Source organism: Nocardioides albertanoniae (genome assembly GCF_006716315.1).
Classification (GTDB): Bacteria; Actinomycetota; Actinomycetes; order Propionibacteriales; family Nocardioidaceae; genus Nocardioides; species Nocardioides albertanoniae.
The window spans coordinates 2,770,708-2,793,803 of record NZ_VFOV01000001.1; the positions used below are offsets into that span (position 1 = coordinate 2,770,708).

Annotated in this window: 23 protein-coding genes and 1 riboswitch; of the genes, 7 read left to right on the forward strand and 16 right to left on the reverse strand. The window is 70.4% G+C overall.

The genetic code is table 11. The features are described from left to right. From FB381_RS13270 to FB381_RS13285, 4 genes are all read right to left on the reverse strand, one after another. Complete coding sequence (locus tag FB381_RS13270) at positions 1-918, reverse strand: ABC transporter permease (RefSeq protein ID WP_141780720.1); 918 nt, start codon at positions 916-918, stop codon at positions 1-3. Continuing rightward, positions 911-2,224, reverse strand: coding sequence for a quaternary amine ABC transporter ATP-binding protein (locus FB381_RS13275; protein WP_141780721.1), 1,314 nt, complete (start codon positions 2,222-2,224; stop codon positions 911-913). Before FB381_RS13275 ends, FB381_RS13270 begins: the two co-directional genes overlap by 8 nt. Beyond that, a complete protein-coding gene (locus FB381_RS13280; RefSeq protein WP_170225149.1) occupies positions 2,224-3,180 on the reverse strand; it encodes an ABC transporter substrate-binding protein in 957 nt (318 codons plus the stop codon). The genes FB381_RS13275 and FB381_RS13280 overlap by 1 nt, the downstream gene beginning before the upstream one ends. A 118-nt stretch (positions 3,181-3,298) precedes the next feature. After that, positions 3,299-4,174 carry a LysR family transcriptional regulator gene (locus tag FB381_RS13285; RefSeq protein WP_141780723.1) on the reverse strand — a complete coding sequence of 292 codons (876 nt, stop codon included), beginning with the start codon at positions 4,172-4,174 and terminating at the stop codon, positions 3,299-3,301. 60 nt (positions 4,175-4,234) lie between these two features. Between FB381_RS13285 and FB381_RS13290 the strand changes: the two genes are divergently transcribed. Continuing rightward, complete coding sequence (locus FB381_RS13290; RefSeq protein ID WP_141780724.1) at positions 4,235-5,143, forward strand: aldose 1-epimerase family protein; 909 nt, start codon at positions 4,235-4,237, stop codon at positions 5,141-5,143. Positions 5,144-5,147: 4 nt separating this feature from the next. Here the strand turns inward: FB381_RS13290 and FB381_RS13295 are convergent, their stop codons facing one another. From FB381_RS13295 to FB381_RS13325, 7 genes are all read right to left on the reverse strand, one after another. Then, positions 5,148-6,401: an SGNH/GDSL hydrolase family protein gene (locus tag FB381_RS13295; protein ID WP_246088095.1), complete on the reverse strand. Its 1,254-nt coding sequence runs from the start codon at positions 6,399-6,401 to the stop codon at positions 5,148-5,150. A gap of 121 nt (positions 6,402-6,522) precedes the next feature. Further along, positions 6,523-6,999, reverse strand: a complete 477-nt coding sequence (locus FB381_RS13300) for a PH domain-containing protein (protein ID WP_141780725.1) — start codon at positions 6,997-6,999, stop codon at positions 6,523-6,525. Then, positions 6,983-7,858, reverse strand: coding sequence for an ATP phosphoribosyltransferase (gene hisG, locus FB381_RS13305; RefSeq protein ID WP_211352422.1), 876 nt, complete (start codon positions 7,856-7,858; stop codon positions 6,983-6,985). Before hisG ends, FB381_RS13300 begins: the two co-directional genes overlap by 17 nt. 9 nt (positions 7,859-7,867) lie before the next feature. Continuing rightward, positions 7,868-8,131, reverse strand: a complete 264-nt coding sequence (locus FB381_RS13310) for a phosphoribosyl-ATP diphosphatase (RefSeq protein WP_141780726.1) — start codon at positions 8,129-8,131, stop codon at positions 7,868-7,870. Positions 8,132-8,175: 44 nt separating this feature from the next. Then, positions 8,176-8,709 carry a gamma carbonic anhydrase family protein gene (locus FB381_RS13315; RefSeq protein ID WP_141780727.1) on the reverse strand — a complete coding sequence of 178 codons (534 nt, stop codon included), beginning with the start codon at positions 8,707-8,709 and terminating at the stop codon, positions 8,176-8,178. 24 nt (positions 8,710-8,733) lie between these two features. Beyond that, positions 8,734-9,768, reverse strand: a complete 1,035-nt coding sequence (locus FB381_RS13320) for a cation diffusion facilitator family transporter (protein ID WP_141780728.1) — start codon at positions 9,766-9,768, stop codon at positions 8,734-8,736. Continuing rightward, the gene (locus FB381_RS13325) at positions 9,765-10,121 is read right to left on the reverse strand and encodes an ArsR/SmtB family transcription factor (RefSeq protein WP_141780729.1); all 357 of its coding nucleotides are present in this window, start codon (positions 10,119-10,121) and stop codon (positions 9,765-9,767) included. The genes FB381_RS13320 and FB381_RS13325 overlap by 4 nt, the downstream gene beginning before the upstream one ends. A 100-nt stretch (positions 10,122-10,221) precedes the next feature. Here FB381_RS13325 and FB381_RS13330 point away from each other — a divergent pair, with 100 nt between their 5' ends. Genes FB381_RS13330 through FB381_RS13340 form a run of 3 tightly spaced genes read left to right on the forward strand, consistent with a single transcriptional unit; the run spans position 10,222 to position 12,230 of the window. After that, positions 10,222-10,827, forward strand: coding sequence for a class I SAM-dependent methyltransferase (locus FB381_RS13330; RefSeq protein ID WP_141780730.1), 606 nt, complete (start codon positions 10,222-10,224; stop codon positions 10,825-10,827). A gap of 57 nt (positions 10,828-10,884) precedes the next feature. Then, complete coding sequence (locus tag FB381_RS13335) at positions 10,885-11,421, forward strand: VOC family protein (protein WP_141780731.1); 537 nt, start codon at positions 10,885-10,887, stop codon at positions 11,419-11,421. A gap of 5 nt (positions 11,422-11,426) precedes the next feature. After that, a complete protein-coding gene (locus tag FB381_RS13340) occupies positions 11,427-12,230 on the forward strand; it encodes a MerR family transcriptional regulator (protein ID WP_211352423.1) in 804 nt (267 codons plus the stop codon). Positions 12,231-12,241: 11 nt separating this feature from the next. Here FB381_RS13340 and ribH read toward each other — a convergent pair whose 3' ends face one another. The 4 genes from ribH to ribD are packed head-to-tail and all read right to left on the reverse strand — an operon-like array spanning position 12,242 to position 15,659. Continuing rightward, positions 12,242-12,724: a 6,7-dimethyl-8-ribityllumazine synthase gene (ribH, locus tag FB381_RS13345; RefSeq protein ID WP_141780733.1), complete on the reverse strand. Its 483-nt coding sequence runs from the start codon at positions 12,722-12,724 to the stop codon at positions 12,242-12,244. Then, positions 12,724-13,971, reverse strand: coding sequence for a bifunctional 3,4-dihydroxy-2-butanone-4-phosphate synthase/GTP cyclohydrolase II (locus tag FB381_RS13350; RefSeq protein ID WP_141780734.1), 1,248 nt, complete (start codon positions 13,969-13,971; stop codon positions 12,724-12,726). The genes ribH and FB381_RS13350 overlap by 1 nt, the downstream gene beginning before the upstream one ends. Beyond that, positions 13,968-14,576, reverse strand: a complete 609-nt coding sequence (locus tag FB381_RS13355) for a riboflavin synthase (protein WP_141780735.1) — start codon at positions 14,574-14,576, stop codon at positions 13,968-13,970. The genes FB381_RS13350 and FB381_RS13355 overlap by 4 nt, the downstream gene beginning before the upstream one ends. After that, complete coding sequence (ribD, locus tag FB381_RS13360) at positions 14,577-15,659, reverse strand: bifunctional diaminohydroxyphosphoribosylaminopyrimidine deaminase/5-amino-6-(5-phosphoribosylamino)uracil reductase RibD (protein ID WP_246088096.1); 1,083 nt, start codon at positions 15,657-15,659, stop codon at positions 14,577-14,579. Between the two features lie 92 nt (positions 15,660-15,751). Beyond that, positions 15,752-15,913, reverse strand: a riboswitch (FMN riboswitch). An 84-nt stretch (positions 15,914-15,997) separates the two neighbouring features. Here ribD and FB381_RS13365 point away from each other — a divergent pair. Continuing rightward, on the forward strand, positions 15,998-17,557 hold the full coding sequence (locus FB381_RS13365) for an AMP-binding protein (RefSeq protein WP_211352424.1): 1,560 nt from the start codon (positions 15,998-16,000) through the stop codon (positions 17,555-17,557). A 59-nt stretch (positions 17,558-17,616) separates the two neighbouring features. After that, complete coding sequence (locus tag FB381_RS13370) at positions 17,617-20,649, forward strand: AfsR/SARP family transcriptional regulator (protein ID WP_141780736.1); 3,033 nt, start codon at positions 17,617-17,619, stop codon at positions 20,647-20,649. Here FB381_RS13370 and rpe read toward each other — a convergent pair. Continuing rightward, positions 20,580-21,236 carry a ribulose-phosphate 3-epimerase gene (rpe, locus tag FB381_RS13375; RefSeq protein WP_211352425.1) on the reverse strand — a complete coding sequence of 219 codons (657 nt, stop codon included), beginning with the start codon at positions 21,234-21,236 and terminating at the stop codon, positions 20,580-20,582. The genes FB381_RS13370 and rpe overlap by 70 nt on opposite strands. 185 nt (positions 21,237-21,421) lie before the next feature. Between rpe and FB381_RS13380 the strand changes: the two genes are divergently transcribed. After that, the gene (locus FB381_RS13380; RefSeq protein WP_141780738.1) at positions 21,422-23,071 is read left to right on the forward strand and encodes an ABC transporter substrate-binding protein; all 1,650 of its coding nucleotides are present in this window, start codon (positions 21,422-21,424) and stop codon (positions 23,069-23,071) included. Positions 23,072-23,096 lie beyond the last annotated feature (25 nt).

Genomic DNA, 23,096 nt, shown 5'->3' on the forward strand with positions numbered 1-23,096 from the left:
TCAGGCGGCGGCGAGCTCGCGCTCGGCCTCGGGCTCGGAGTCGGCCTCGGCACCGTCGCGGCGGCCGAGCCTGGGCCACCACGAGGGCAGCGAGCGGCCCTGACCACCGAGGGCGGCGGAGACGCGGTCGAGGTAGATCGCGATCACGACCACGGCGAGGCCGCCTTCGATCGAGGCGCCGATCTGCAGGCCCTGGACGGCGTTGACGACGACGCCACCGAGGCCGGTGCCACCGACGAGACCGGCGACGACGACCATCGAGAGCGCCAGCATGATGACCTGGTTGACGCCGGTCATGATCGAGTCCTTGGCCAGCGGGAGCTGCACCTCGCGCAGGATCTCCCAGCGGCCGGCGCCGAACGCGGTGGCCGCCTCGACGGTCTCCTCGTCGACCTGGATGATGCCGAGCTGGGTGAGCCGGACCGCGGGCGGCAGCGCGAAGACGATGGTGGCGACCAGACCGGGAGCGTCGCCGACCCCGAAGAAGAGGATCGTCGGCAGCAGGTAGACGAAGACCGGCAGCGTCTGCATCAGGTCGAGGATCGGACGCAGCGCTGCCCGCAGCGGTGGGCTGAAGGCCGACCAGATGCCCAGCGGGATGCCGATCACCAGGGCCACGAGCGCGGCGACGAGCACCGAGGTGGTCGTCTGCATCGTCTCGTACCACAGGTCCATCGACTCGATCAGGAGCAGACCGACGCTCAGCACCAGGGTCAGCACGACCTGCCGGGAGACGAGGAGCGCGATGACGGCGAGCACGATGATCATCGCGATCGGCGGCAGACCGCCGAGCACGTTGTAGACCATCCGGAGCAGGAAGTTGAGCGCCTCCTTGATGCCGTCGAAGAAGGGGCCGAGGTTGTCGGTGAGGAAGTTGATGATGTCCTCGCCGATGTCACCGATGTGAAGATCAGGCATGGGCCACCTCCGTGGTGTCGTCGTTGGCGGTGGACAGCGCCGAGAGGATCGCGCCGCGAGTCACCACGCCCAGCAGCCGACCCTCGTCGTCGAGCACGGTGAGGGGAACGACCTGCTTGCCGGCCAGATGCATGAAGTCACCGACCACGTCGCTGTCCCTGACCTGGTGGTAGTCGTCGCCCAGCGCGTCGCTGACGTCCTTAGCGCGGCGCCGGGTCAGGCTCACCAGACGATCGTCGGTCACGACGCCGAGCAGCTTGTCGGCGGAATCGGTGACGAACGCACCGTTGACCTCGTTGTCGCCCAGGCGACGCAGCGCCTCCCGGGGCGAGATGTCCTCGGGCAGGACCAGCCGCGCCGGACGCACGAGGTCGGCCGCGCTGAGCACCCGCGCCCGGTCGACGTCGGAGACGAACTCACTGACGTAGTCGTCGGCGGGGTTGGCCACGATCTCGGGCCCGGGAGCCAGCTGCACGACGCGGCCCTCGCGCATCACCATCACGCGGTCACCGATCCGCATCGCCTCGTTGAGGTCGTGGGTGACGAAGACCGTCGTGCGCTGATCCTGCGCCTGGAGCTCGACGAGCAGATCCTGCATGTCACGGCGGATCAGCGGGTCCAGGGCCGAGAACGGCTCGTCCATCAGCAGGATCGGCGGGTCGACGCTCAGCGCGCGAGCCAGACCGACCCGCTGCCTCATCCCACCGGAGAGCTCGTGCGGGAGCTGGTCGCCGCGACCGCCGAGGCCGACACGCTCGAGGGCCGCGTCGGCCTTCTCCAGGCGCTCGGACTTCGCGATGCCGCGTACCTTCAGGCCGTACGCCGCGTTCTCCCGCACCGTGCGGTGCGGGAACAGCGAGAAGTGCTGGAAGACCATGCCGATGCTGTTGTTACGGATCTCGCGCAGCCGCTGGTCTGAGACCTTGGTGATGTCCTCGCCGTCGATGAGGAGCTCACCGGCGCTGGGCTCGTTGAGGCGGTTGATCATCCGCAGCACGGTCGACTTGCCCGACCCGGACAGGCCCATCACGACGAACATCTCGCCCGTGGCGACCTCGAAGTCGATCTCGTGGGCACCGAGGTAGCCGCCCGCGGCTGCCGCCGCCGCTCGCGGGTCGTCGGCGGCCAGCGCCTTCGCGGCCTGCCGCTGGCTGAGCCCGTAGACCTTGCTCAGACCCCGCCCGACGATCGCCGGCCGGACGGCCTCCTCGCTCGCGGCCCCGTCCGGCTGGGTCTCCGGCTGGGTCTCCGGCTGGGTCTCCGGCTGAGCCTCTGGCTGGCTCTGTTTCGGCTGGGTCTCGCTCATCAGATCTCTGCCTTCTCGCCGTCGGCGTCCTCGACTCCGTCGAGGAACTTCTCGATCTTGTCCGGGTTGTCCTTGATCCATGCCTCGGCGATCGCGGAGAGCTCCTTGCCCTGCTTGTCGTGCTCGTAGTAGAACTCGCCGGCCTCGTCGGTGGTGAACCTCAGGTTGGAGAGGAACTTCGCGATCTGCGGGTTCTCGTCGGCATAGCCCTTGCGCGTGACCGTGCGGATCTCGCCCGCGCCGCCCCAGACCTTGTCGGGGTCGTCGAGGAAGACCGCGTCGAACTCCACCGTCATCCAGTGCGGGCTCCAACCGAGGAAGACGATCGGCTGGCCGGCCTTCTGCGCCTTGTCGACCTGGGCGAGCATCGCCGGGGTGCCGCTGGCGACGAGCTTCCAGTCGCCCAGCCCGTACGCATCCTCGTCGATCGCCTTCTGGATCGTCTCGTTGCCGGGCGAGCCCGCCTCGATGCCGTAGATCTTCTTGCCGAACTTGGCGCCGTTGGCGTCGAGGTCGGCCAGCGACGTGATGCCGAGCTTCTCGGCGACGTCGCCGGGGATCGCCGGGGCATACTCGGTGCCCTTCACGATCGTGGAGAGCACCTCGATGTCACCGTCGTCGATGGCCTGGCCGAAGCTGGGCTTCTGCGAGGGCCACCAGTTGCCGAGGTAGGCGTCGATCTGGCTCGAGGAGACCGCGGTCGCGGCATTCTCCACCGAGAGGTTCTTCTTGATGCTCGCCTCATAGCCGAGCTCCTGGAGCACCTGGACGGCGACCTCGTTCTCGACCTGGAGGTCGACCCAGGGCTGTTCGGCGAGGACCACCGAGTTCTCGGCACCTCCGGAGTCGCTCTGGGCGAAGCCGTCACGCTCGCTCGCGGTCGTGCAGGCGGTCACGGTGGCTGCTGTCATCGCCATGGTGAGGGCGGCCACGGCGAGGCGTTGGGCGCGGCGCATGGGTGCTCCATCTATTCGGTACATATATGTCTAAGACACTAGACATTAGGCGACCGTGGATTCCAGTCTGTCCACGCTATGAGCAAGACCAGGATCCAGATGCAGACATAGAGCAGATCTATACCCCGTTGGCGTCCTGGGCAAGCTCGACGAACTGCTCCACCAGTGCGTCACCACGGTCGGGCAGCCACACCAACGACACGTTCACCCGCACACCGGCAGACAGCGGCACCACCCTCGCACCCGCCCGTGACGCCGCGCCCGCCATGCCTTCGGTCAGCACCGCCGCCCCGGCGCGCGCGAGCACCAACGGGGTGATCGAGGCGACGTGGGCCGTCTCGATGGCGACCTCCGTGGGAAGGCCGGCGGCCTCCAGGCGTGCGTCCAGGTACGTACGCAGCGCCGTGCCGCCAGGGGTCGCGATGAGACCGATCTCGGCGAGCTCCTCGATACCGACCTCCTCCGGCCCCTCGGGAGAGGGCGGAAGGACGGCGACCAGCTCGTGCTCGACGAGGTGGTGCGAGGCGAACGGACCACGCGGCGGCGCGCCGTCGATCAACCCGACGTCGGCCTCGGCCTTGCGCACCTGGTCGAGCACGTCCGAGCGGTGCTGCGGGTCGCCGACGACCACGTGCGCACCCGGCTGGATCCGACGGAACTCGGCCAGCAGCGGCACCAGCGGCTCGACCGCCCACACCGTGCTCGAGGTGATCCGCAGCCGCCCGAAACCCTCGTCGGAGATCGACCGGACTGCACCCGCGGCGAGCTCGAAGCCTCGTACGACACGGCGGGCGGGACCGATCAGCGCCGAGCCGGCCGGGGTGAGCCGCACTCCCCTGCCGTGACGCTCGAAGAGCGCACCTCCCAGCTCGCGTTCGAGCCCCCGCACGGCGTACGACAACGAGGGCTGCGCGACGTGGAGCCTCGCGGCAGCGCTGGTGAAGCTGCCCGCCTCGGAGATGGCGAGGAAGAACTCCAGCTGACGTCGCTCCATGCCAGCAGGCTAGTGCGACCGGGGGCCGGTGCGGCTGGGGCACCTCGATAGCCTGGACGCGTGCTGAGACCGAGCGGAGAGCAGTTCACGATCGACGGCGGCGGATATCTCGCCATGGTGACGGAGAGCGGTGGGGCGCTGCGGGTGCTCCGCCACGAGGGGCGGGATCTGGTCGACGGGTTCGACGAGGACGCGAAGTCCAGCGGCGGCAGCGGCCAGCTGCTGATGCCGTGGCCCAACCGGATCCGCGACGGGCGTTACCTGGTCGACGGCACGTCCTATCAGCTCGCCATCACCGAGCCCTCGCGCAACAACGCCTCCCACGGGCTGGCGCGGTGGGCGCAGTGGCTGCCCATCGAGGAGTCGCGGAGCTCGATCACCCTGGCCACCCGGGTGATGGCGCAGAGCGGCTACCCGTGGACCCTCGATCTCGAGGTGACCTACACCCTCGGCCCCGACGGGCTCACCGTGACCCAGGCGGCGACCAACCACGCAGCCACCCCGGCGCCGTACGCCTCGGGCGCCCACCCCTATCTCAGCCTCGGCGAGGGCCCCGTCGACGGGTGGAGGCTCGCTTCCCCCGCGCGCACCCGGCTGCTCTCCGACGCCGAGCGCAAGCTGCCCACCACCACCGAGTCGACCGGTTCGACGGCCTACGACTTCACGAGCGCCAGGCCCATCGGCGACGTCGTCTTCGACCACGCCTTCACCGACCTCGAGCGCGACCCGGACGGGCGAGCCACGCTCACCGTCCACGGCCCCGGCGGCGGGGTCGCGCTGTGGGTGGACGAGCACCACCCGTGGCTGATGATCTACAGCGCCGATGACCGGTCGCCGGCCCGCGGCAGCCTCGCCGTCGAGCCGATGACCGCTCCCCCGGACGCCTTCAACTCGGGCACCGACCTGCGCATGCTCGCCCCCGACGAGCGGTTCGAGGTCACCTGGGGAATCACGGCGCTACCGGAGTAGGCCTTCAGCGCTCGCATCCGAGCAGCCCGAGGTCGAAGGCCTCGGCCATCGCCGCGTATCCGGCATCCCCGGGGTGGAGATGGTCGCCGGAGTCGTAGGCGGGCAGGAAACGGCTCGGCCGGGCGGGGTCGCGCGTGGCGGCGTCGAAGTCGACGACGTCGTCGAACTCGCCCGAGGTGCGGATCCACTCGTTGACTGCCGTGCGCACCCGCTCGCGCTCGGGGGTGTAGCGGCTCCCGCCCTCGTACGGCGTCAGCGTCACGCCGACGATGCACAGGTCTTCCGCGTGCGCCTGCGCGATCAGGTCGCGGTAGCCGGCGACCAGGGCCGAGGCGTCGGTGGCCAGGTCCCACCGGATGTCGTTGATGCCGGCCAGCACGACGACCATGGAGACCCCGGGCTGGTCCAGCACGTCGCGCCTGAAGCGGTCCAGCGCCCGCTGTCCGCCGGTGCCGTCGGCCAGCACACGGTTGGCGGAGATGCCCTCGTTCATGACGCCGTAGCGCCCGTGGAGGCGGCTCGTCGCGACCCGGTCGGCAAGGGCGTCCGGCCAGCGCCGGTTGGCACCCACGCTCGAGCCGTTGCCGTCGGTGATCGAGTCGCCGAAGAGCACCGCGGTCTTGACCCGGCGCGGCTTGGTGACCACGACGCTCTCGACCCAGTACCAGCTGGGGATCTCGCTGGTGAACCCCGCGCCGGCCTCGTCGCCGGCGATGTCGCCGGCCGCGCCCGCCACGTAGGAGGTCTGCATCGCGACGTTGTGACCGGTGATCGGACCGCTCGCCCCGACGACGTGGAAGCTGAGCGCCAGGGTGGTGTCGGCCGGCACGCTCGCCTCGACCGGGTCGCTGATCACCTCGGCGCCGGGCGCCACCGTGACCTCGTCGGCTCCCTCGAAGCTCACCGGCCGGTTGGTGCCGGCCACGACCGCGGCGCCGGCGGCGGCCACGCCCAGGTGGGCGGAGGTGAAGGTCACCGGACGGTCGCCGAAGGCGTTCGAGAGCGTGATGCGTACGCCGGAACCACCCAGGGAGGTGTGCACCAGGTTGCGCACCGAGCGGTCGGTGATGCCCGCCGCGCCGGCCTCGCCGGCCACCTTGTCGGCCGAGGCACCCCAGGTGGCGACCGGGTGGACGGGCCCGACCTGATCCGTCGTCGCCTGGGCCGGAGCCATCGTGGCGAGCGCCAGCGCGGCGCTGAGAGCGATCGTGGGGGCGAACGTGGGGGCGGCGAGCCGAGTCCATCGCGTCGAAGTCACGCCTGCACGCTAAGGCTGCGATCGGCGCGGCCCGGGCGAAGTTCGCAAGGATTGGGCATTGCGTCGCACACGGTTCGCCGCGCGGTCATCCGACCAGCGGTTTCGCGCGCTCGGGCGCGGCTCAGGAGTGCGCAGCGACCAGCGCGCGCAGGGTGCGCACGCTCTTGCGGGACGAGCCTCCGTCGGAGGCCTGGATGCCGTGCATCGAGATGTTGTGACCAGAGGCCAGGTCGATGTTGGGCCAGGGCGCCCCGCGCGGGAAGTTGATGGCGAGGATCTCGGCCCACTCCAGGTCACGGCGCTTGTAGCCGTTGACGACGGTCAGCCCGGCCTCGCTGGCGACCACCCGCGAGCGCGTCAGCGCGTGCATGCAGACCAGGACCCCGATACCGAGTGCTGCCAGGGTGAGCTTCTCGAAGGTGGTGACCTGGGCCTTGATCTCCGGGGTGAAACCGACCCAGACCACGGTCATCATGACCGCCAGGGCGATCACGAGCATCCACCCCATCACCCGCACGCCGAACGGCCGCCAGGTGTGCGGCAGCGTCACCGCGACGCCGTCGGCGGAGGCGGGATCGGGCTCAGATGCGGCAGGCATTGATCGCCGTCAGCAAGATCGCGCGGGCGCCCACGGCGTAGAGGTCGTCCATCAGCCGCTGCGACCCCTCGCGCGGCACCATGGCTCGCACCGCGACCCAGCCCTCGCGGTGCAGCGGGCTGACCGTGGGCCCCTCGAGTCCAGGAGTCATCGCGGAGGCCTCGGCGAGGTCGGCGGCGCGGATGTCGTAGTCCATCATCACGTAGCTGCGCGCGATCAGCACGCCGTCGAGGCGACGCTTGAAGGTCTCGTAGGCGGCAGGCAGCGCGCTCGTGGCGGAGCCCGGCTCGTCTCCCGAGCGGGTGATCACGACAGCCTCGGAGTGCATGATCGGCTCGCCGAAGACCTCGAGCCCGGCCTGGCGCATCGTGGAGCCGGTCTCGACCACGTCGGCGATCGCGTCGGCGACACCGAGCTGGATCGAGGTCTCCACGGCGCCGTCGAGGCGGGTGACGCTGGCGTCGATGCCCTCGCGCTCGAGGTAGTCGGTGACGACCCCGACGTAGGAGGTGGCGATCCGCTTGCCGCGCAGCTGCTCGATCGAGGTGAACGCGCCGACGGTGCTGGCGAAGTGGAACCGGCTGCGCCCGAAGCCGAGCCCGACGACCTCGTCGGCCTTCGCGCCGGAGTCGAGGAGGAGGTCGCGGCCGGTGATGCCGATGTCGAGGGTGCCTTCGCCGACGTAGAGCGCGATGTCGCGCGGGCGCAGGTAGAAGAACTCGACGCCGTTCTCCTCGTCGATGAGGGTCAGGCGCTTGGAGTCCTCGCGCTGGCGATAGCCCGCCTCGCGCAGCAGGTCGGAGGCGGCGACGGAGAGCGAGCCCTTGTTGGGCACGGCGATCCGGAGCATGTCAGTCATGTGGGTTCCCTACAGGTGTGAGTAGACGTCATCGATCGAGATGTCGCTGGCGAGCATGAGCACCTGGGCGTGGTAGAGCAGCTGGGAGATCTCCTCCGCGGTCGCTTCCTTGCCCTCGTACTCGGCCGCCATCCACGACTCGGCGGCCTCCTCGACCAGCTTCTTCCCGATCGCATGGACCCCGGCGTCGAGCTGTGCCACAGTGCCGGATCCTGCAGGTCGGGTCCGGGCCTTCTCGCTCAGCTCGGCCCAGAGCTCGTCGAACGTCTTCACAAGCCTCAACCCTAGGCCGTACGCGGCCCGCCGCCCGAATCGTCTCAGCCCTGGACGGGGCGGACCGTGGCGCGATGCCGCTTCATGAACTCCACGTAGGCCGGCGCGTTGAGCTCGAGGATCGCGGCCGGGTTGGTGCCGGGCTCGATGGCGCCGCGGATCTTGGCAGGCACGCCCATGACCAGGCTGTGGTCGGGGATCTCGGCGCCCTCGACCACCATGGCACCGGCGGCGACCAGGCAGCCGTCACCGATCACGACGCCATCGGAGATCACCGCCCCGTTGCCGATCAACGACCCGGCGCCGATCCGGTCACCGTGCACCACGCAGCCATGGGCGACGGTGCTGTGCGGCCCCATCCCCAGCGAGGATCCGGGGCGCACATGGAGCACCGAGTTGTCCTGCACGTTCGACCCCTCCCCGATGATGATCGGGCCGATGTCAGCGCGGAGCACCGCTCCGTACCAGACGCTGGCGTTGGCCTCGAGACGTACGTCACCGATCAGCGTCGCCGTCGGCGCGACCCAGGCGTCGGGATGGATCTGCGGACTCTTGCCGTCGAACTCGAAGATGTTCATCGGAGCAGAGCCTAGAGGCACCCCTCAGTGTGACCCGTCGGGGCTGACATGGAGGACCACGCTGGTCAGCCGCGGCAGGACCTCGAGGAGGTGCTCCTCGGCATGGTGAGCGATGTCGTGACCGGCGGAGACCGGCTGGTCGGCGGCGACCGTGATGTCGCCGTCGGCGTGGAGGGTGTGGCCGATCCAGCGCAGCCTCAGGCTGCGGATCTCGAGGACACCCTCGACGGTGCAGACCGCTTCCCGCGCACGCCTTACGTCCTCGGGCGTGACCGCGTCCATCAGCCGGGCACCGACCTGCTTGAGCGCCGAGCGCAGCACACCGAGGATCGCGACCGCGATCAGCAGCCCGATGACCGGATCGGCCCAAGGCACCCCGAAGGCGACACCGGCGGCGCCCAGCACCACGGCCAACGAGGTGAACCCGTCCGTACGCGCGTGGAGCCCGTCTGCGACCAGCGCCGCCGAGCCGATCTGGCGGCCCACCCGGATCCGGTAGCGTGCGACGACCTCGTTGCCCGCGAACCCGACCACGCCCGCCGCCGCCACGGCCCAGACGTGCTCGATGTCGCGAGGATGGAAGAGCCGGTCGATGGCCTGCCAGCCGGCCAGGACGCTGGAGAGGGCGATCATCGCCACGACGAAGAGCCCGGCGAGATCCTCCGCCCGGCCGTAGCCGTAGGTGAAGCGGTCGTTGGCCGGACGCCGAGCCAGCCAGAAAGCGAGAAGCAGCGGCACCGCCGTCACCGCGTCAGCGACGTTGTGGAGCGTGTCGCCCAACAGGGCCACCGACCCGGTCAGCGCGACCACGCCTGCCTGCAGGACGGCCGTCAGCGCGAGCACTCCAAGGCTGATCCAGAGCGCCCGGCGGCCACGGACGTCGGCTTCGAGCGCCTCGTCGACCTGGTCGGCGGCATCGTGGGAGTGCGTGCCGAGCAGCTCGGAGACCATGTGCCCGACCCTGGCCCATCGGCCTTCACGATGACTGTGCCGATGACCGTGCCGGTGACTGTGGTCGTGCTCGTGCTCGTGCTTGTGGGCATGCAGCGTATGGGTCATGCCGGCTCCTCGCCGGACCGGTGATGTGCGGGCACCTGGTCCAGGAGATGCTCCACGTGGCCGATCGTGTCGAGCACGAGCTGGCGCACGTGCCCGTTCTCGACCCGATAGAGCACCGAGGTGCCCTCCTTCCGCGTGGTCACCAGCCGGGCCATCCGCATCTTCGCCAGATGCTGGGAGACCCCCGGAACCGGCTTCTCCAGCATCCCGGCCAGCTCCGAGACCGAGCGCTCCTCGTCGAGCAGCAGCCCCGCCAGCTGCAGGCGCGTGGGGTCGGCCAGCATCCGCAGCACCTCGACGGCCAGCGTGACCACGTCGTCGCCCCAGATCGGAGGTTGCGTACTTGCATGCATGCGCAAATTATAGCGGAAGCGAACACCGGACAGAAGGCCCGACCGACACACCCCGGATCGGGACCGACGAGCATCCGAGCCCCACTACCCTCGACTCCCGATGACCAGGACCGAGATCGGCGCCTCCTACGACAGCCGCGCAGACGAATACATCGACCTCTTCGGATCGGTCGACCAGCTCTCCGGAGCCGATCGCGACCTGATCGCCGGCTGGCGCGCGAAGGTCTCCGGCCGCATCCTCGACGCCGGCTGCGGGCCGGGCCAGTGGAGCCGGTTCCTGGCAGAGACCGGCACCGGCGAGGTGGTGGGCGTCGACGCGTCCAGCGGGTTCCTCTCCTCGGCGCGCGCACGCCATCGCGACCTCGCCCTCGCCCGGGCCGACCTGGCCGCGCTCCCCCTCGCCGACTCGTCGGTCGGTGGCGTCCTGGCGTGGTATTCGATCATCCACACCCCGCCGGCCGGTCTACCGTCGATCCTGAGCGAGCTCGCCCGAGTGCTCACCCCGGGCGGCTCCTTGCTGCTCGGATACTTCGACGGCACCCCCGAGGAGCCGTTCGACCACGCCGTGCACACCGCCTACTACTGGTCGGCGCAGGCACTCGGCGACCTGCTGGCCGAGCACGGCCTGGTGATCGGCCACGCCGAGACCCGACAGGACCCAGGCGTACGCCGCCGCCACGGCGAGCTGATCGCGACCCTCGCCTGATCCACGGTGCGCTGCCGGCTTGACCCTCACGTCGCGTGAGGCCGGACGCTCGGGGGTATGAGCGACTTCTTCAACGCCTTCGAGGTCAGCCCGGTGCCGCCGCCCGGACCGGACGCGGTGGCGCCCGAGCCCTACCGCGGGATCTACGGGATGCCGCAGTTCCTGACCGTCCCGACCACCGACATGGCCGCCTCGACCGACTTCTGGACCCATGGCCTCGGCTTCTTCGACCTCTTCAGCACGCCCGGGCAGGTGACGCACCTACGCCGGTGGATGTTCCAGGACGTGCTGCTCGTCGCCGCCGACGCCGCAGCCTCGGAGACCGTTGCCTGGTCCACGCCGATCAGCGTCAGCTTCTCCTGCGTCCTGAACCAGATCGATGAGATCGCCGCCGCCTGCCGTGCCATCGTCCCGGACAGCGTGCAGGGCCCCTACGACACCTATTGGAACACCCGCGACATCGCCGTGACCACGCCCGAGCGCGCTCGCGTGATCTTCACGGCCGCCAAGGAGTACGAGCCCGGGAGCGAGGCAGCCCACAACCTCGACTCCATGGGCATCCCGGCGCCGGACGGGGCCGAGAGCGCACAATGATGCACATGGCCGAGTCTCGCCAGGACACCGATCTGACGGTGGGCGACACCGCCGCCCTCGTCGGCGTGACGGTGCGTACGCTGCACCACTGGGACGAGATCGGCCTGGCCACACCGTCGGGCCGTACGCCGGCGGGTTACCGCCTCTACACCGGCGCCGACCTGGAGCGACTGTGCCGGATCCTCGCCTACCGCGAGACCGGGCTGAGCCTGGACGCGATCCGCGGTGTGCTCGACGACGCAGCCACCGGTATCGCCGCCACCCTGGAAGAGCAGCGCGAGCGGCTCGCCGAGCGGATCTGCGACCTGCAACGGATCGATAAACGACTGGCACGGTTGGCCGACGCCCACCAGCACGGCATCCTGCTCAGCGCCGAGGAGCAGAAGGCGACGTTCGGGCCCGACTGGGACCCTCAGCAGGGTGCCCGGGCGCGCGCCAGGTGGGGCGACTCGCCGCAGTGGGCCCAGTTCGCCGAGCGCGCCGCGTCCCGCTCCCCCGACGACTGGCGTGACCTGAGCGACGCCATGTCGAGGCTGGAGCAGGATCTCGGCGCCGCGCTCGCTCGTGGCGTACGCGCCGGGAGCCCGGAGGCGAACGACCTCGCCGACCGTCACCGTGCGATCTTCGGCAACTTCTTCCCGATCACCCGCCAGATGCAGGTCTGCCTGGGCCGGATGTTCGAGGATGACGCAGGGTTCGCCGCCCACTACGACGGGATCCGGGACGGGCTGGCGACCTGGTTCCGCCAGATCATCGACGAGGCCGCCCGCGGCGACGGGATCGACCCCGACCTCGCCACCTGGCAGTGACCTCCGCTGCGTCAGTAGTGACGCACGCAGTCGCGCAGTGTCAGGGCGGTGGTCATCGCGGCAGAGGCGGCTTCGTAGCCCTTGTCCTCGCTGGAGCCCTCGAGGCCTGCCCGGTCGAGTGCTTGGGCCTCGTCGTCGCAGGTCAGCAGGCCGAACCCGACGGGCGTGCCGTGGTCGATCGCGACCCGGTTGAGACCGTCGGTGGCCGCTGAGCAGACATAGTCGAAGTGGGGCGTGCCTCCGCGGATGACGACGCCCAGCGCCACGATGGCGTCGTAGCCCGACTTGGCCAGAGCGGCGGCCGCCACAGGGAGCTCGAAGGCGCCCGGCACCCGCACGACGGTCAGCCCACCGACGGAGGCGTCCTTCAACGCCCTGTCGGCACCGTCGAGGAGACCGTTCATCACCTCGTCGTGCCAGCTGGCGGCGACGACCGCGACCCGCAGATCGCTCGCGTCGACGACCTCGGGGGTCGGGGCTCCCTTGCCACTCATCAGTTCTCCTCGTTCAGGTCGGGAAGCGCGTGACCCATCCGGTCGCGCTTGGTCAGCAGGTAGGTCAGGTTGTGCTCGTTGGGCCGCGGGGTGAGCGGGACCCGCTCGGCGACCTCGACACCGTACGCCTCCAGGTGACTCACCTTCTCAGGGTTGTTGGTCAGCAGCCGCACCGAGTCGACCTTGAGGTCGCGCAGGATCTGCGAGGCGGCGCCGTAGTGGCGCGCGTCGGCGGGCAGCCCGAGGTCGAGGTTGGCGTCGACGGTGTCACGGCCACCGTCCTGCAGCTGGTAGGCCTGCAGCTTGGCGAGCAGCCCGATCCCACGGCCCTCGTGGCCGCGCAGGTAGACCACGACCCCGCAACCGGCGTCGGCGATCCGGGCGAGGGCCTCACGCAGCTGTGGCCCGCAGTCGCAGCGCTGCGACCCGAACACGTCGCCGGTCAGGCACTCGGAGTGCACCCGTGCGAGCACCGGCTCACACCCGGAGATGTCGCCGTGGACCAGGGCGACGTGCTCGACCTGGTCGTCGATGGTGCGGTAGCCGTAGGCGGTGAAGTCGCCGAACTCGGTCGGCAGCCGGGTCACGGCGCTGCGCTCGACGAGCACCTCGGTGCGCCGCCGGTGGGTGACCAGGTCGGCGATCGAGATCATCGCCAGACCGTGCTCGTCGGCGAACTGGCGCAGCTGCGGGGCGCGCTGCATCGTGCCGTCGTCGTTGACCAGCTCGACGAGCGCACCGGCCGGCTCCAGACCGGCCAGCCGGGTCAGGTCGACGGCCGCCTCCGTGTGACCGACCCGCACCAGCACACCCTCGTCGCGTGCGCGCAGCGGGAAGACGTGACCCGGCCGGGTCAGGTCGGCGGCGCCCGAGCTGGGCCCGGCCAGCAGCCGGGTGGTCAGCGCCCGGTCGGCCGCCGAGATGCCGGTCGAGACGCCCTCACGGGCGTCGACCGAGATCGCGTAGGCGGTCTGCTTGCGGTCCTCGTTGACACGAGTCATCGGCGGCAGCTCGAGGGCGTCGAGACGCTCGCCCGGCAGCGCCACGCAGATCACACCGGAGGACCAGCGGATCGCGAACGCCATCACCTCCGGCGTCGCCAGCTCGGCGGCGAAGATCAGGTCGCCCTCGTTCTCCCGGTCCTCGTCGTCGACGACCACGACCGGCTTGCCGGCCGCGAGGTCGGCGATCGCGGTCTCGATCGGGTCCAGCCGCACACCCACGTACTGCTCGTGCTGCTCGGTCATGACTGCGTTCCTTCCGGTGAGGTCAGCACGAGCTTCTCGACGTGCTTGGCGATGATGTCGGTCTCGAGGTTGACCTCGTCGCCGACGGCCCGGAACCCCAGCGACGTACGCGCCAGGGTCTCGGGAATGAGGCTGACCGTGAACGCGTCCTCGGTCACGGAGACCACGGTGAGGCTGATGCCGTCGACGGCGATCGAGCCCTTCTCGACGACGTAGCGCACCAGCTCGGCCGGCAGCGACACCGTCACGACCTCCCAGTGCTCGCTGGGCTCGCGCGAGACGACCCGGCCGACACCGTCGACGTGGCCCTGCACGATGTGACCGCCCAACCGCGTGGTGGGGGTGACGGCGCGCTCGAGGTTGACTCGGTCGCCGACCTCGATGGCGTGCAGGCCGGTGCGCTTGAGCGTCTCCAGCATCACGTCGGCGGTCCACTCCTTCTCGCCCAGCGACGCGACGGTGAGGCAGCAGCCGTTGACCGCGATGGACGCACCCAGGGTGGCGTCCGTGAGCACGGTCTCGGCCGCGATGGTCAGGCGCACGGCGTCGCCCTGCTCCTCGATCCCGGCAACCGTGCCGAGCTCCTCGACAATCCCGGTGAACATCTAGCGGTCCTCTCTGTTCTGAGCTGGTGCGGCGGGCTCTAGGACGAGCCGTACGTTGGGCTGATCGCCCTCGGTCGTGGGCGCGATCACGTCGATGGATCGCACCTGCGGCCGGAAGGCGTCGGCGATGCTGGTGATGCCGAGGTCGGCGACGGCCGAGCGACCGGCACCGAGCAGGAACGGCGCGACGTAGACGACGATCTCGTCCACGAGGCCCGCTTCGAGGAAGGCGGCGGCCAGCGTGGGCCCGCCTTCGAGAAAGACATGGCGACGCTCGCGCTGCCACAGCGCGGCCAGCGCCTGGTGCGGGTCGCGGGTGCGCAGCTGCAGCGACGGCGCCTGCTCGTCGAAGACCCGCCGGTCGCCGGGGAGGTCGCGCTCCCCCATGACCACCCGCAGCGGCTGTACGCCGGCCGGCCGGTCGTCCGCGTCGCGCACCGTCAGCGCGGGGTCGTCGGCGAGGACCGTGCCGGTGCCGACCAGCATCGTGTCGCTCAGCGCCCGGAGCCGATGGGTGTCGATCCGGGCGGCACGGGAGGAGACCCAGCGTGAGGTGCCGTCGGCGGCAGCGCTGCGGCCGTCGAGCGTGGCGGCGAACTTCCAGGTGACGAACGGGCGCTGCAGCTCTGCGGCCCGGCTCCAGACCCGGTTGAGCTCGCGCGACTCGGCGGCGAAGAGGCCCTGCTCGACGTCGATGCCTGCGTCCTTCAGCCGCTCCGCTCCCCCGGCGGCGACCGGGTTGGGGTCGGGCTGCGCGTAGACGACGCGGGCGACTCCGGCATCGATCAGCGCCTGCGAGCACGGGCCGGTGCGGCCGGTGTGGTTGCACGGCTCGAGCGTGACCACCGCGGTCGCCCCTTCGGCCCGCGCGCCCGCCTTCGACAGCGCGTCCACCTCGGCGTGCGGGGTGCCGGGCCCACGGTGGAACCCCTCGGCGATCGTCGAACCGTCCGCCCCCAGGAGTACGCAGCCCACCCGCGGGTTCGGATAGGTGGCTGGTCCCGGAGATCCGATCTCAGCGGCCAGGCCCAGGGCGCGACGCATCGCACCCGAGACCGGGTCACGCTGGTCGTAGCTCTTCATCTGATCCCCTCTGGTCCGTCTCACGGACTCCGGGGTCAGGCCGAGACATCGCGCCGCGCTCCGCGAAACCAGAGCGCTCACGACGAATCGGGCTGCGTGCGTCTTCCCATCCGGACTTTAACCGTCGGTCCAGGACTGAGAAGTTTCCTTCTGGCACCTGGTCAACCGATGACTGGCTGTCATCGGGTCGCGGACTTCTGGACCTTCGTCCAGTCACCGCCGGCTCGGAATTTCACCGACCCCAGAGCACGCGAGCACAAGCTCGTCTTTCTCCAGTGTGCCACACGGTGACAGAGACATGTCAGACAGATGTCAGTGATGAGACTCACGCTGGATCCATGACCACCACCATGTACTGGACCCAAGGACTGCACCGCTCGGTGCAGCAGCAGCCCGACGAGCCGGCCACGATCTTCGGCGACCGGACCCGCACGTTCGCCGAGCAGGCCGACCGCGTGGCCCGGCTCGCCGGCGCCCTGCGCGACCTCGGCGTGCGCGACGGCGCCCGGGTCGGCATCCTCGGCCTCAACTCCGACCGCTACACCGAGGTGCTCCTTGCCATCGCTTGGGCGGACGGCATCTTCAACGTCCTCGACACGATGCGGAGCCCGGCCGAGATGGCGCCGATGCTGGCCGAGTCCGAGACCCGCGTCCTCTTCGTCGACGACACCTTCGCGGCGGCCGCACCCATGATCCGCGAGGCCTACCCGGGGCTGCGCACCGTCGTGCACATGGGTGAGGGGCCGACCCCGTTCGACATGCCCGGCTTCGAGGACCTCATCGCGGCCAGCGCTCCGGTCGCCGACGCCCGCCGCGGCGGCGACGCGACCGCCGGGCTCGTGCACACCGGTGGCACCACCGGCCTGCCCAAGACGGTGATGCACTCCCACCGCAGCATGATCAACATCGTGCTCGGTCTCGGTGCCTCCATCCCCGACTTCGTCAGCCCGGGCACCCGGCTCCTCCAGCTCACCCCGATGTCCCACATCTCCGGGGTGGGGTCGAGCCTGGCGATGTCGCAGTTCGGTCGCACCTTCGTGCCGATGCCCCGCTTCGAGCCGGCCGCGGTCCTGGAGCACGTGGACCGCCACCGCATCACCGCGATGTTCATCGTGCCCACGATGCTGCAGCTGGTCATCGACCACCCCGAGGCCGCGAGCCACGATCTGAGCAGCCTGCGGCAGGTGTTCTACGGCGCCTCCCCCATGACCGAGTCCGTCCTGGAGCGTTCGATGGCCGCCCTTCCCGGCGTCGCCTTCGCACAGCTCTACGCGATGAGCGAGGCCATGTCGCCTACGATCCTGACCGGCGACGACCACCGTCCCGGGCCCCAGCGGGCCTCGGCCGGCCGCGCCAGCGTCATCTCCGAGGTGCGCGTCGTCGATGCCGAGGACGACGACGTCGCCCCGGGCGTCGAGGGCGAGATCCTGCTGCGCGGTGCGGGCGACATGCAGGGCTACTGGGACGACCCGGTGGCGACCGACCACATCCGGCGCGGTGGCTGGACGCACACCGGCGACGTCGGACGCCTCGACGAGGATGGCTACCTCTATGTCGTCGACCGGCTCAAGGACATGATCATCGTCGACGGTGACAACGTGCACTCGGCCGAGGTCGAGAACGCGCTCTCCTCCCACCCCGATGTCGCCACCTGCGCCGTCATCGGCATGCCGGACGGCGAGACCGGCGAGAAGGTGCACGCCGTGGTCGTCCTCCACCCGGGCGCCGAGCCCGACGAGGAGCGGCTGCGCAAGCACTGCGCCTCCCTGGTCTCCGGCTTCAAGGTGCCCGCCGGCTGGGAGTTCGTCGAGGCGCTGCCGACCACGCCGACAGGAAAGGTCCTCAAGCGGTCGCTCCGCGAGAGTCACTGGCGCGACCGGGAACGGCAGATCAACTGACCTGCGCGATCCGGCGCCCGGACGTAAAGTGGGGGACGTTTCGGGACGAGGTGGTCAGCGTGCGATTCGAGGTGCTCGGTCCGCTCCACCTGTCCCGTGACGGGCGCCGGTCACCGGTCACCGGCACGTTGCGCCGCAACCTGCTCGCCCTCCTGCTGGTCCACGCCAACCGCCCGGTGTCGGCCGAGGCGCTGACCGAGTCGTTGTGGGGCGAGGAGGCGTCGGTGCGCCTGCACACCCACGTGCACCGGCTGCGGTCCGTGCTCGAGGACCCCGACCGCATCTCCTGGGACCAGTCGGGCTACCGGCTACGGGTCGACCCCGACGAGTGCGATGCCGCCCGGTTCGAGGAGCTGGTCCGAGAGGCGGCCGATGCTGCTCCGGACCAGGCCTCCGCCCTGCTGCGAGAGGCGCTGGACCTGTGGCGAGGACCGGCGTACGCCGGGGTCGAGCTGCTCGAGGTGACCGAGGAGGCAGCGCGGCTCGAGGAACGCAGGGCCGACGCGACCGAGGCGCTCTACGCCGCCGAGCTGGGTCGCGGACGGCACGCCGAGGTCGCCGGCGAGCTCGGCGAGGCGGCGCGGCGACACCCGCTGCGGGAGCGGATGCACGTGCTCTTGATGACGGCGCTGCACCGCAGCGGACGGTCGGCGGACGCGCTCGCCGCCTACCGCGACGCCCGGGAGGTCCTGGCGACCGAGCTCGGGCTCGACCCGGGGCCCGAGCTGCGGGCAGCGGAGCAGGCGGTCCTCGACGGTCGGCCCCTCGGCGTCCAGCTCGCGCCCCCGACCCACCCGCGCTCCCGGTCCCTGGCTCCGGCGCCACCGGCACAGCTCCCGCACGCGCCGGCCGGTTTCGTCGGACGTACGGCCCACCTCTCCGCGCTCGGCGGCCTGCTGCGCGAGACCTCGCCGCTGCTGGTCGCCGCCGTGGTCGGCGGTGGCGGGGTCGGCAAGACCGCGCTCGCGCTGACCTGGTCGCACCAGGTCAAGGACCGGTTCCCCGACGGCCAGCTCTACGCCGACCTCCGCGGCTTCGGGCCCGACGAGGCCAGGTCTTCGGCCGAGGTGCTCGCCGGGTTCCTGCGCACCCTCGGCGTCGACGGCAACTCGATCCCCGAGGACGCCGCCGAGCGGGCGGCCCGGTTCCGCACACTGACCGAGGGCAGGCGGCTGCTGATCGTGCTCGACAACGCGCGCTCGGCCCAGCACGTGCGCCCGCTCCTGCCGGGGTCGGAGACATGTCGGGTCGTGGTGACCAGCCGCGACTCGCTCTCCGGGCTGGTGGCCAAGGAGGGTGTGCACCGGATCGACCTGGCCCGGATGACCGGCAGCGAGTCGGTCCAGCTGCTCACCTCGCTCCTCGAGGACGGGTCCGAACGACCCGAGCACGACTCCGACCCCGACGCCATCTCCGAGCTCGCCGCGATGTGCGCGGGGGTCCCGCTGGCGCTACGCATCGCCGCCGAGCGTCTCCGCGAGACGGCGGGACATCGGGTGATCGACCTCGTCACCGACCTCGCCGACCACGCGGCTCGTCTCGACGTGCTCGACGGCGGCGACGAGGAGACCTCGCTGCGAGCGGTCTTCGACGCCTCCTACCGGTTCCTGCCGGTCGGGGCGGGGCGTGTCTTCCGGCTGTTCGGGATCCATCCCGGCCCCGACTGCGACCTCGCCGCTCTCGCCGCGCTCGCCGGCGAAGGCCTCTCCCTCACCCGGCGCCACGTCCAGGCGCTGGTGCGCGCCAACCTCGTCGAGGAGTGCGGGCCGAGACGCTTCGGGCTGCACGACCTGCTCTGGACCTACGCCGCCGAGCTGGCCGACGCGGCGGACTCGCCCGAGGAGCGAGCGGACGCCCTGGGGCGGCTGCTGGACCACTACCTGACCGAGGCCAACCGTGCCTCGACGATCATCTTCCCCGAGGAGGCCGAGACGGTCGCGTCGACGACCGGCAGACCGACGTACGCCGACGGGATGCGCTGGCTCGACTCCGAACGGGCCGGCCTGCTGCGGGCGTGCGGGCCCGCCGTCGAGATCGGGCGCGGAGACTACGTCACCGGTCTCTCCGCGATCCTGACGTGGTATCTGGACGTCGCCGGCTATCTCGACGACGCCCGGGCCCTGCACGAGCAGGCGCTCGAGGTCGCGCGCGAGGCCCGCGACCCGGTCGCCGCCGGGACGGCGCTGCGCGGTGCCGGCCTGGTGCACTTCCGCGCCCGCCGCTACGCCGAGAGCACCCGCCTCACCGAGCGCGCGCTGACCCTGCACCAGGAGGCGGGCGCGACGATCCAGGCGGCGACGACGCTCAACTGCCTCGGTGTCCTCTACGGCTTCAGCGGCAGGACCGAGGAGTCCGAGCGAGCATTCGTGGGCTCCATCGACCTCTACCAGGAGATCGAGCCCGGCTGGCTGATGGCCTACCGCCCACTGACCAGCCTCGGGCTGCTGCACCGGCGCCGGGGCAACCTCGAGGAGGCCGAGGGACTGCTCCAGGAGGCCTACGCCCGCGCCGTGGACGCCGGGCTGCTCGTCGGGCAGGCCCACGCTGCGTACGGCTTGGCGGGCGTGCACCGCGACCGGGATCGGCTGGGCGTCGCGCTCGAGCTCGCCCGACGCGCGCTCGACCTCGCGCAGCAGGCACGCTTCCGCCTGCTCGAAGGGCTCTGCCTGGTGCGCCTCGGCAGCATCTGGACCCGGCTGCTCGACCACGGCGAGGCCCACCGCGGCTACCAGCGCGCGCTCGAGATCGGCACCTCGATCGGGAGCCGCCAGCTACGGGCGCAGGCGCTCAACGGTGACGCCGAGACCTACGTCGCCGAGCGGCTCGACCGGCAGGCGGCCGCGACGTTTCGCGAGTCGCTCGAGATCACCGGCTACCGCGGCGCCGAGTACGAACGCGCCCGGGCCCACGCCGGGCTGGGCGCGGCGAGCACCAACCTGGGCGAGACGGTCGCCGCCGCCGAGCACTGGCAGGAGGCGTACGCCCTGTTTCGGCGTCTCGATGCCGTCGAGGCCGACGCGGCTCAGGTCGAGCTGGCCGAGGCCCGCTCGCGCAGCGCGGTGATCATCGCGTCGGGGTCGTCGGCGGAGTAGACCGCCGAGCCCGCGACGAACACGTCGGCGCCGGCATCGGCGCAGCGCTCGATGGTCTCCAGCGAGACGCCGCCGTCGACCTGCAGCCACGTCTCGACGCCGGCCCTGTCCATCATCGCGCGCGCCCGGCGGATCTTCGGCAGCACCATGTCGAGGAACTTCTGTCCCCCGAAGCCGGGCTCCACGGTCATCAGCAGGACCATGTCGAGCTCGGAGAGCATGTCTTCATAGGGCTCGATGGGGGTGGCGGGCTTGAGCGCCATCGACGCCCGAGCGCCCTTCGCCCGGATCTCGCGGGCCAGCCGCACCGGAGCCTTGGTCGCCTCGACGTGGAAGGTCACCGAGCCGCAGCCGGCCTCGACGTAGGCGGGCGCCTCGCGGTCGGCGTTCTCGATCATCAGGTGGGCGTCGAGCGGCGTGTCCGTGGACCGGGCAAGCGCCTCGACCATCGCCGGCCCGAAGGTCAGGTTGGGCACGAAGTGGTTGTCCATCACGTCGACGTGGATCCAGTCGGCGTCAGGGATCCTGGCCACCTCCGCCCCGAGGGCTGCGAAGTCGGCGTTGAGGATGGAAGGGGTGATCTGCATGGCCACGAGAGGACCCTAGTTGGTCTCGGTCGGATAAATAACGACGCACTCCGCCCGCCACGGCCCGAATTGATCGCTAGGGTGCCGGGCACGACGTCGCGTCTGTGACCCAGGTCACTTTCGGCGCCGAGGCACCCATCCCGGGTCGCTGACCAGACTGGTCTACGAACAAGCGAGGTTTAGCGATGAGAATCTCCCGGAGAATCCTTCCGGCTGTCGCGGCAGGAGCCTTGGCGCTCTCGCTCGCGGCCTGCGCACAGTCCGAGCGTGGCGGTGCTGGGGGCTCGACCCTCACCTTCGGCGCGGCAGGTGCGCCCTCCACCTTCGACCCCTTCTACGCCACCGACGGCGAGACCTTCCGCATCTCGCGGCAGATCTTCGACACCCTGATCGACTCCAAGCCGGGCACCTCCGAGATCGAGCCCGCCCTCGCCGAGAGCTGGGAGCCGGACGAGTCCGGCACCAAGTGGACCTTCAAGCTCCGCGACGACGTCACCTTCATCGACGGCGAACCGTTCAACGGCGAGGCGGTCTGCGCAAACCTGGAGCGGATGTACGACCAGGGTGCCGACGGCCAGACCGCCGCCGAGTACTGGGGCTCCTTCTTCGGAGGCTTCAAGAACGACGCGGAGAAGGACCCCTCGCTCTACAAGGGCTGCGAGGCGCCCGACGAGACCACCGCGGTGATCACCATCGACCGCGCGACCGCGAGCTTCCCGACACTGCTGTCGCAGACCTCGTTCTCGATGCAGTCGCCCAAGGCGATGGAGGAGGGCGACGCCAACGGCATCAAGGCGGCCGGCGAAGGCTTCACCTTCCCCGAGAACGCCAAGAACCCGGTCGGCACCGGCGCGTTCAAGCTGGAGAAGTACGACGAGGCCAACGGCACCGTGACCCTGGTCCGCAACGACGACTACTGGGGTGAGGCCGCCAAGTCCGAGAAGCTCGTCTTCCGGATCATCCCCGACGAGTCCACCCGCCGCCAGGAGCTCGAGGCGGGCTCGATCAACGGCTACGACCTGCCCAACCCGGTCGACTGGAACTCGCTGGAGGAGAACGGCAACCAGGTCGAGATCCGCGACCCGTTCAACATCCTCTACCTCGGCCTGAACCTGAAGGACAAGAAGTTCCACGACCTCAAGGTCCGTCAGGCGATCTACCACGCGCTCAACCGCGAGGAGCTGGTCAAGTCCCAGCTGCCCGAGGGGGCCACGGTCGCGACCCAGTTCATGCCCGACACGGTCGCCGGCTACAACAAGGACCTCGAGCCGTACGCCTACGACCCGGAGAAGTCGAAGCAGCTGCTCAAGGAGGCCGGAGCCGAGGGGCTCGAGATGACCTTCGCGTTCCCGACCGAGGTCAGCCGGCCGTACATGCCGGACCCGTCCACGATCTATGACGCCCTGCGCGCCGACCTCGAGGCCGTCGGCATCACGGTGAAGGCGGTCTCGGCACCGTGGACGGCCTACACCGACAACGTCACCGCCGGTAAGTACGACGCACACATCCTCGGCTGGACCGGCGACTTCAACGATGCGTACAACTTCCTCGGCTCGTTCTTCACCGAACCCGTCGCCAACGACTTCAAGACCTCGAACATCTCCTGGGGCAAGAAGCTGTCCGACGACCTGAAGGCCGCCGACTCCATCGTCGACGAGGCCGAGCGTACGAAGCGGTATGAGGAGCTCAACGAGCAGATCATGACCGAGTATCTGCCCGGCTTCCCGATCAGCCACTCCCCGCCGGCCATCGTGGTCGACGCCGACACCAAGGGTCTGGTGCCCAGCCCCCTGACCGCGGAGGACTTCGCACCGGTCTCCGTCGGGGGCGAGTAGCCCACATCCGCCGGTCGAGCCCGCG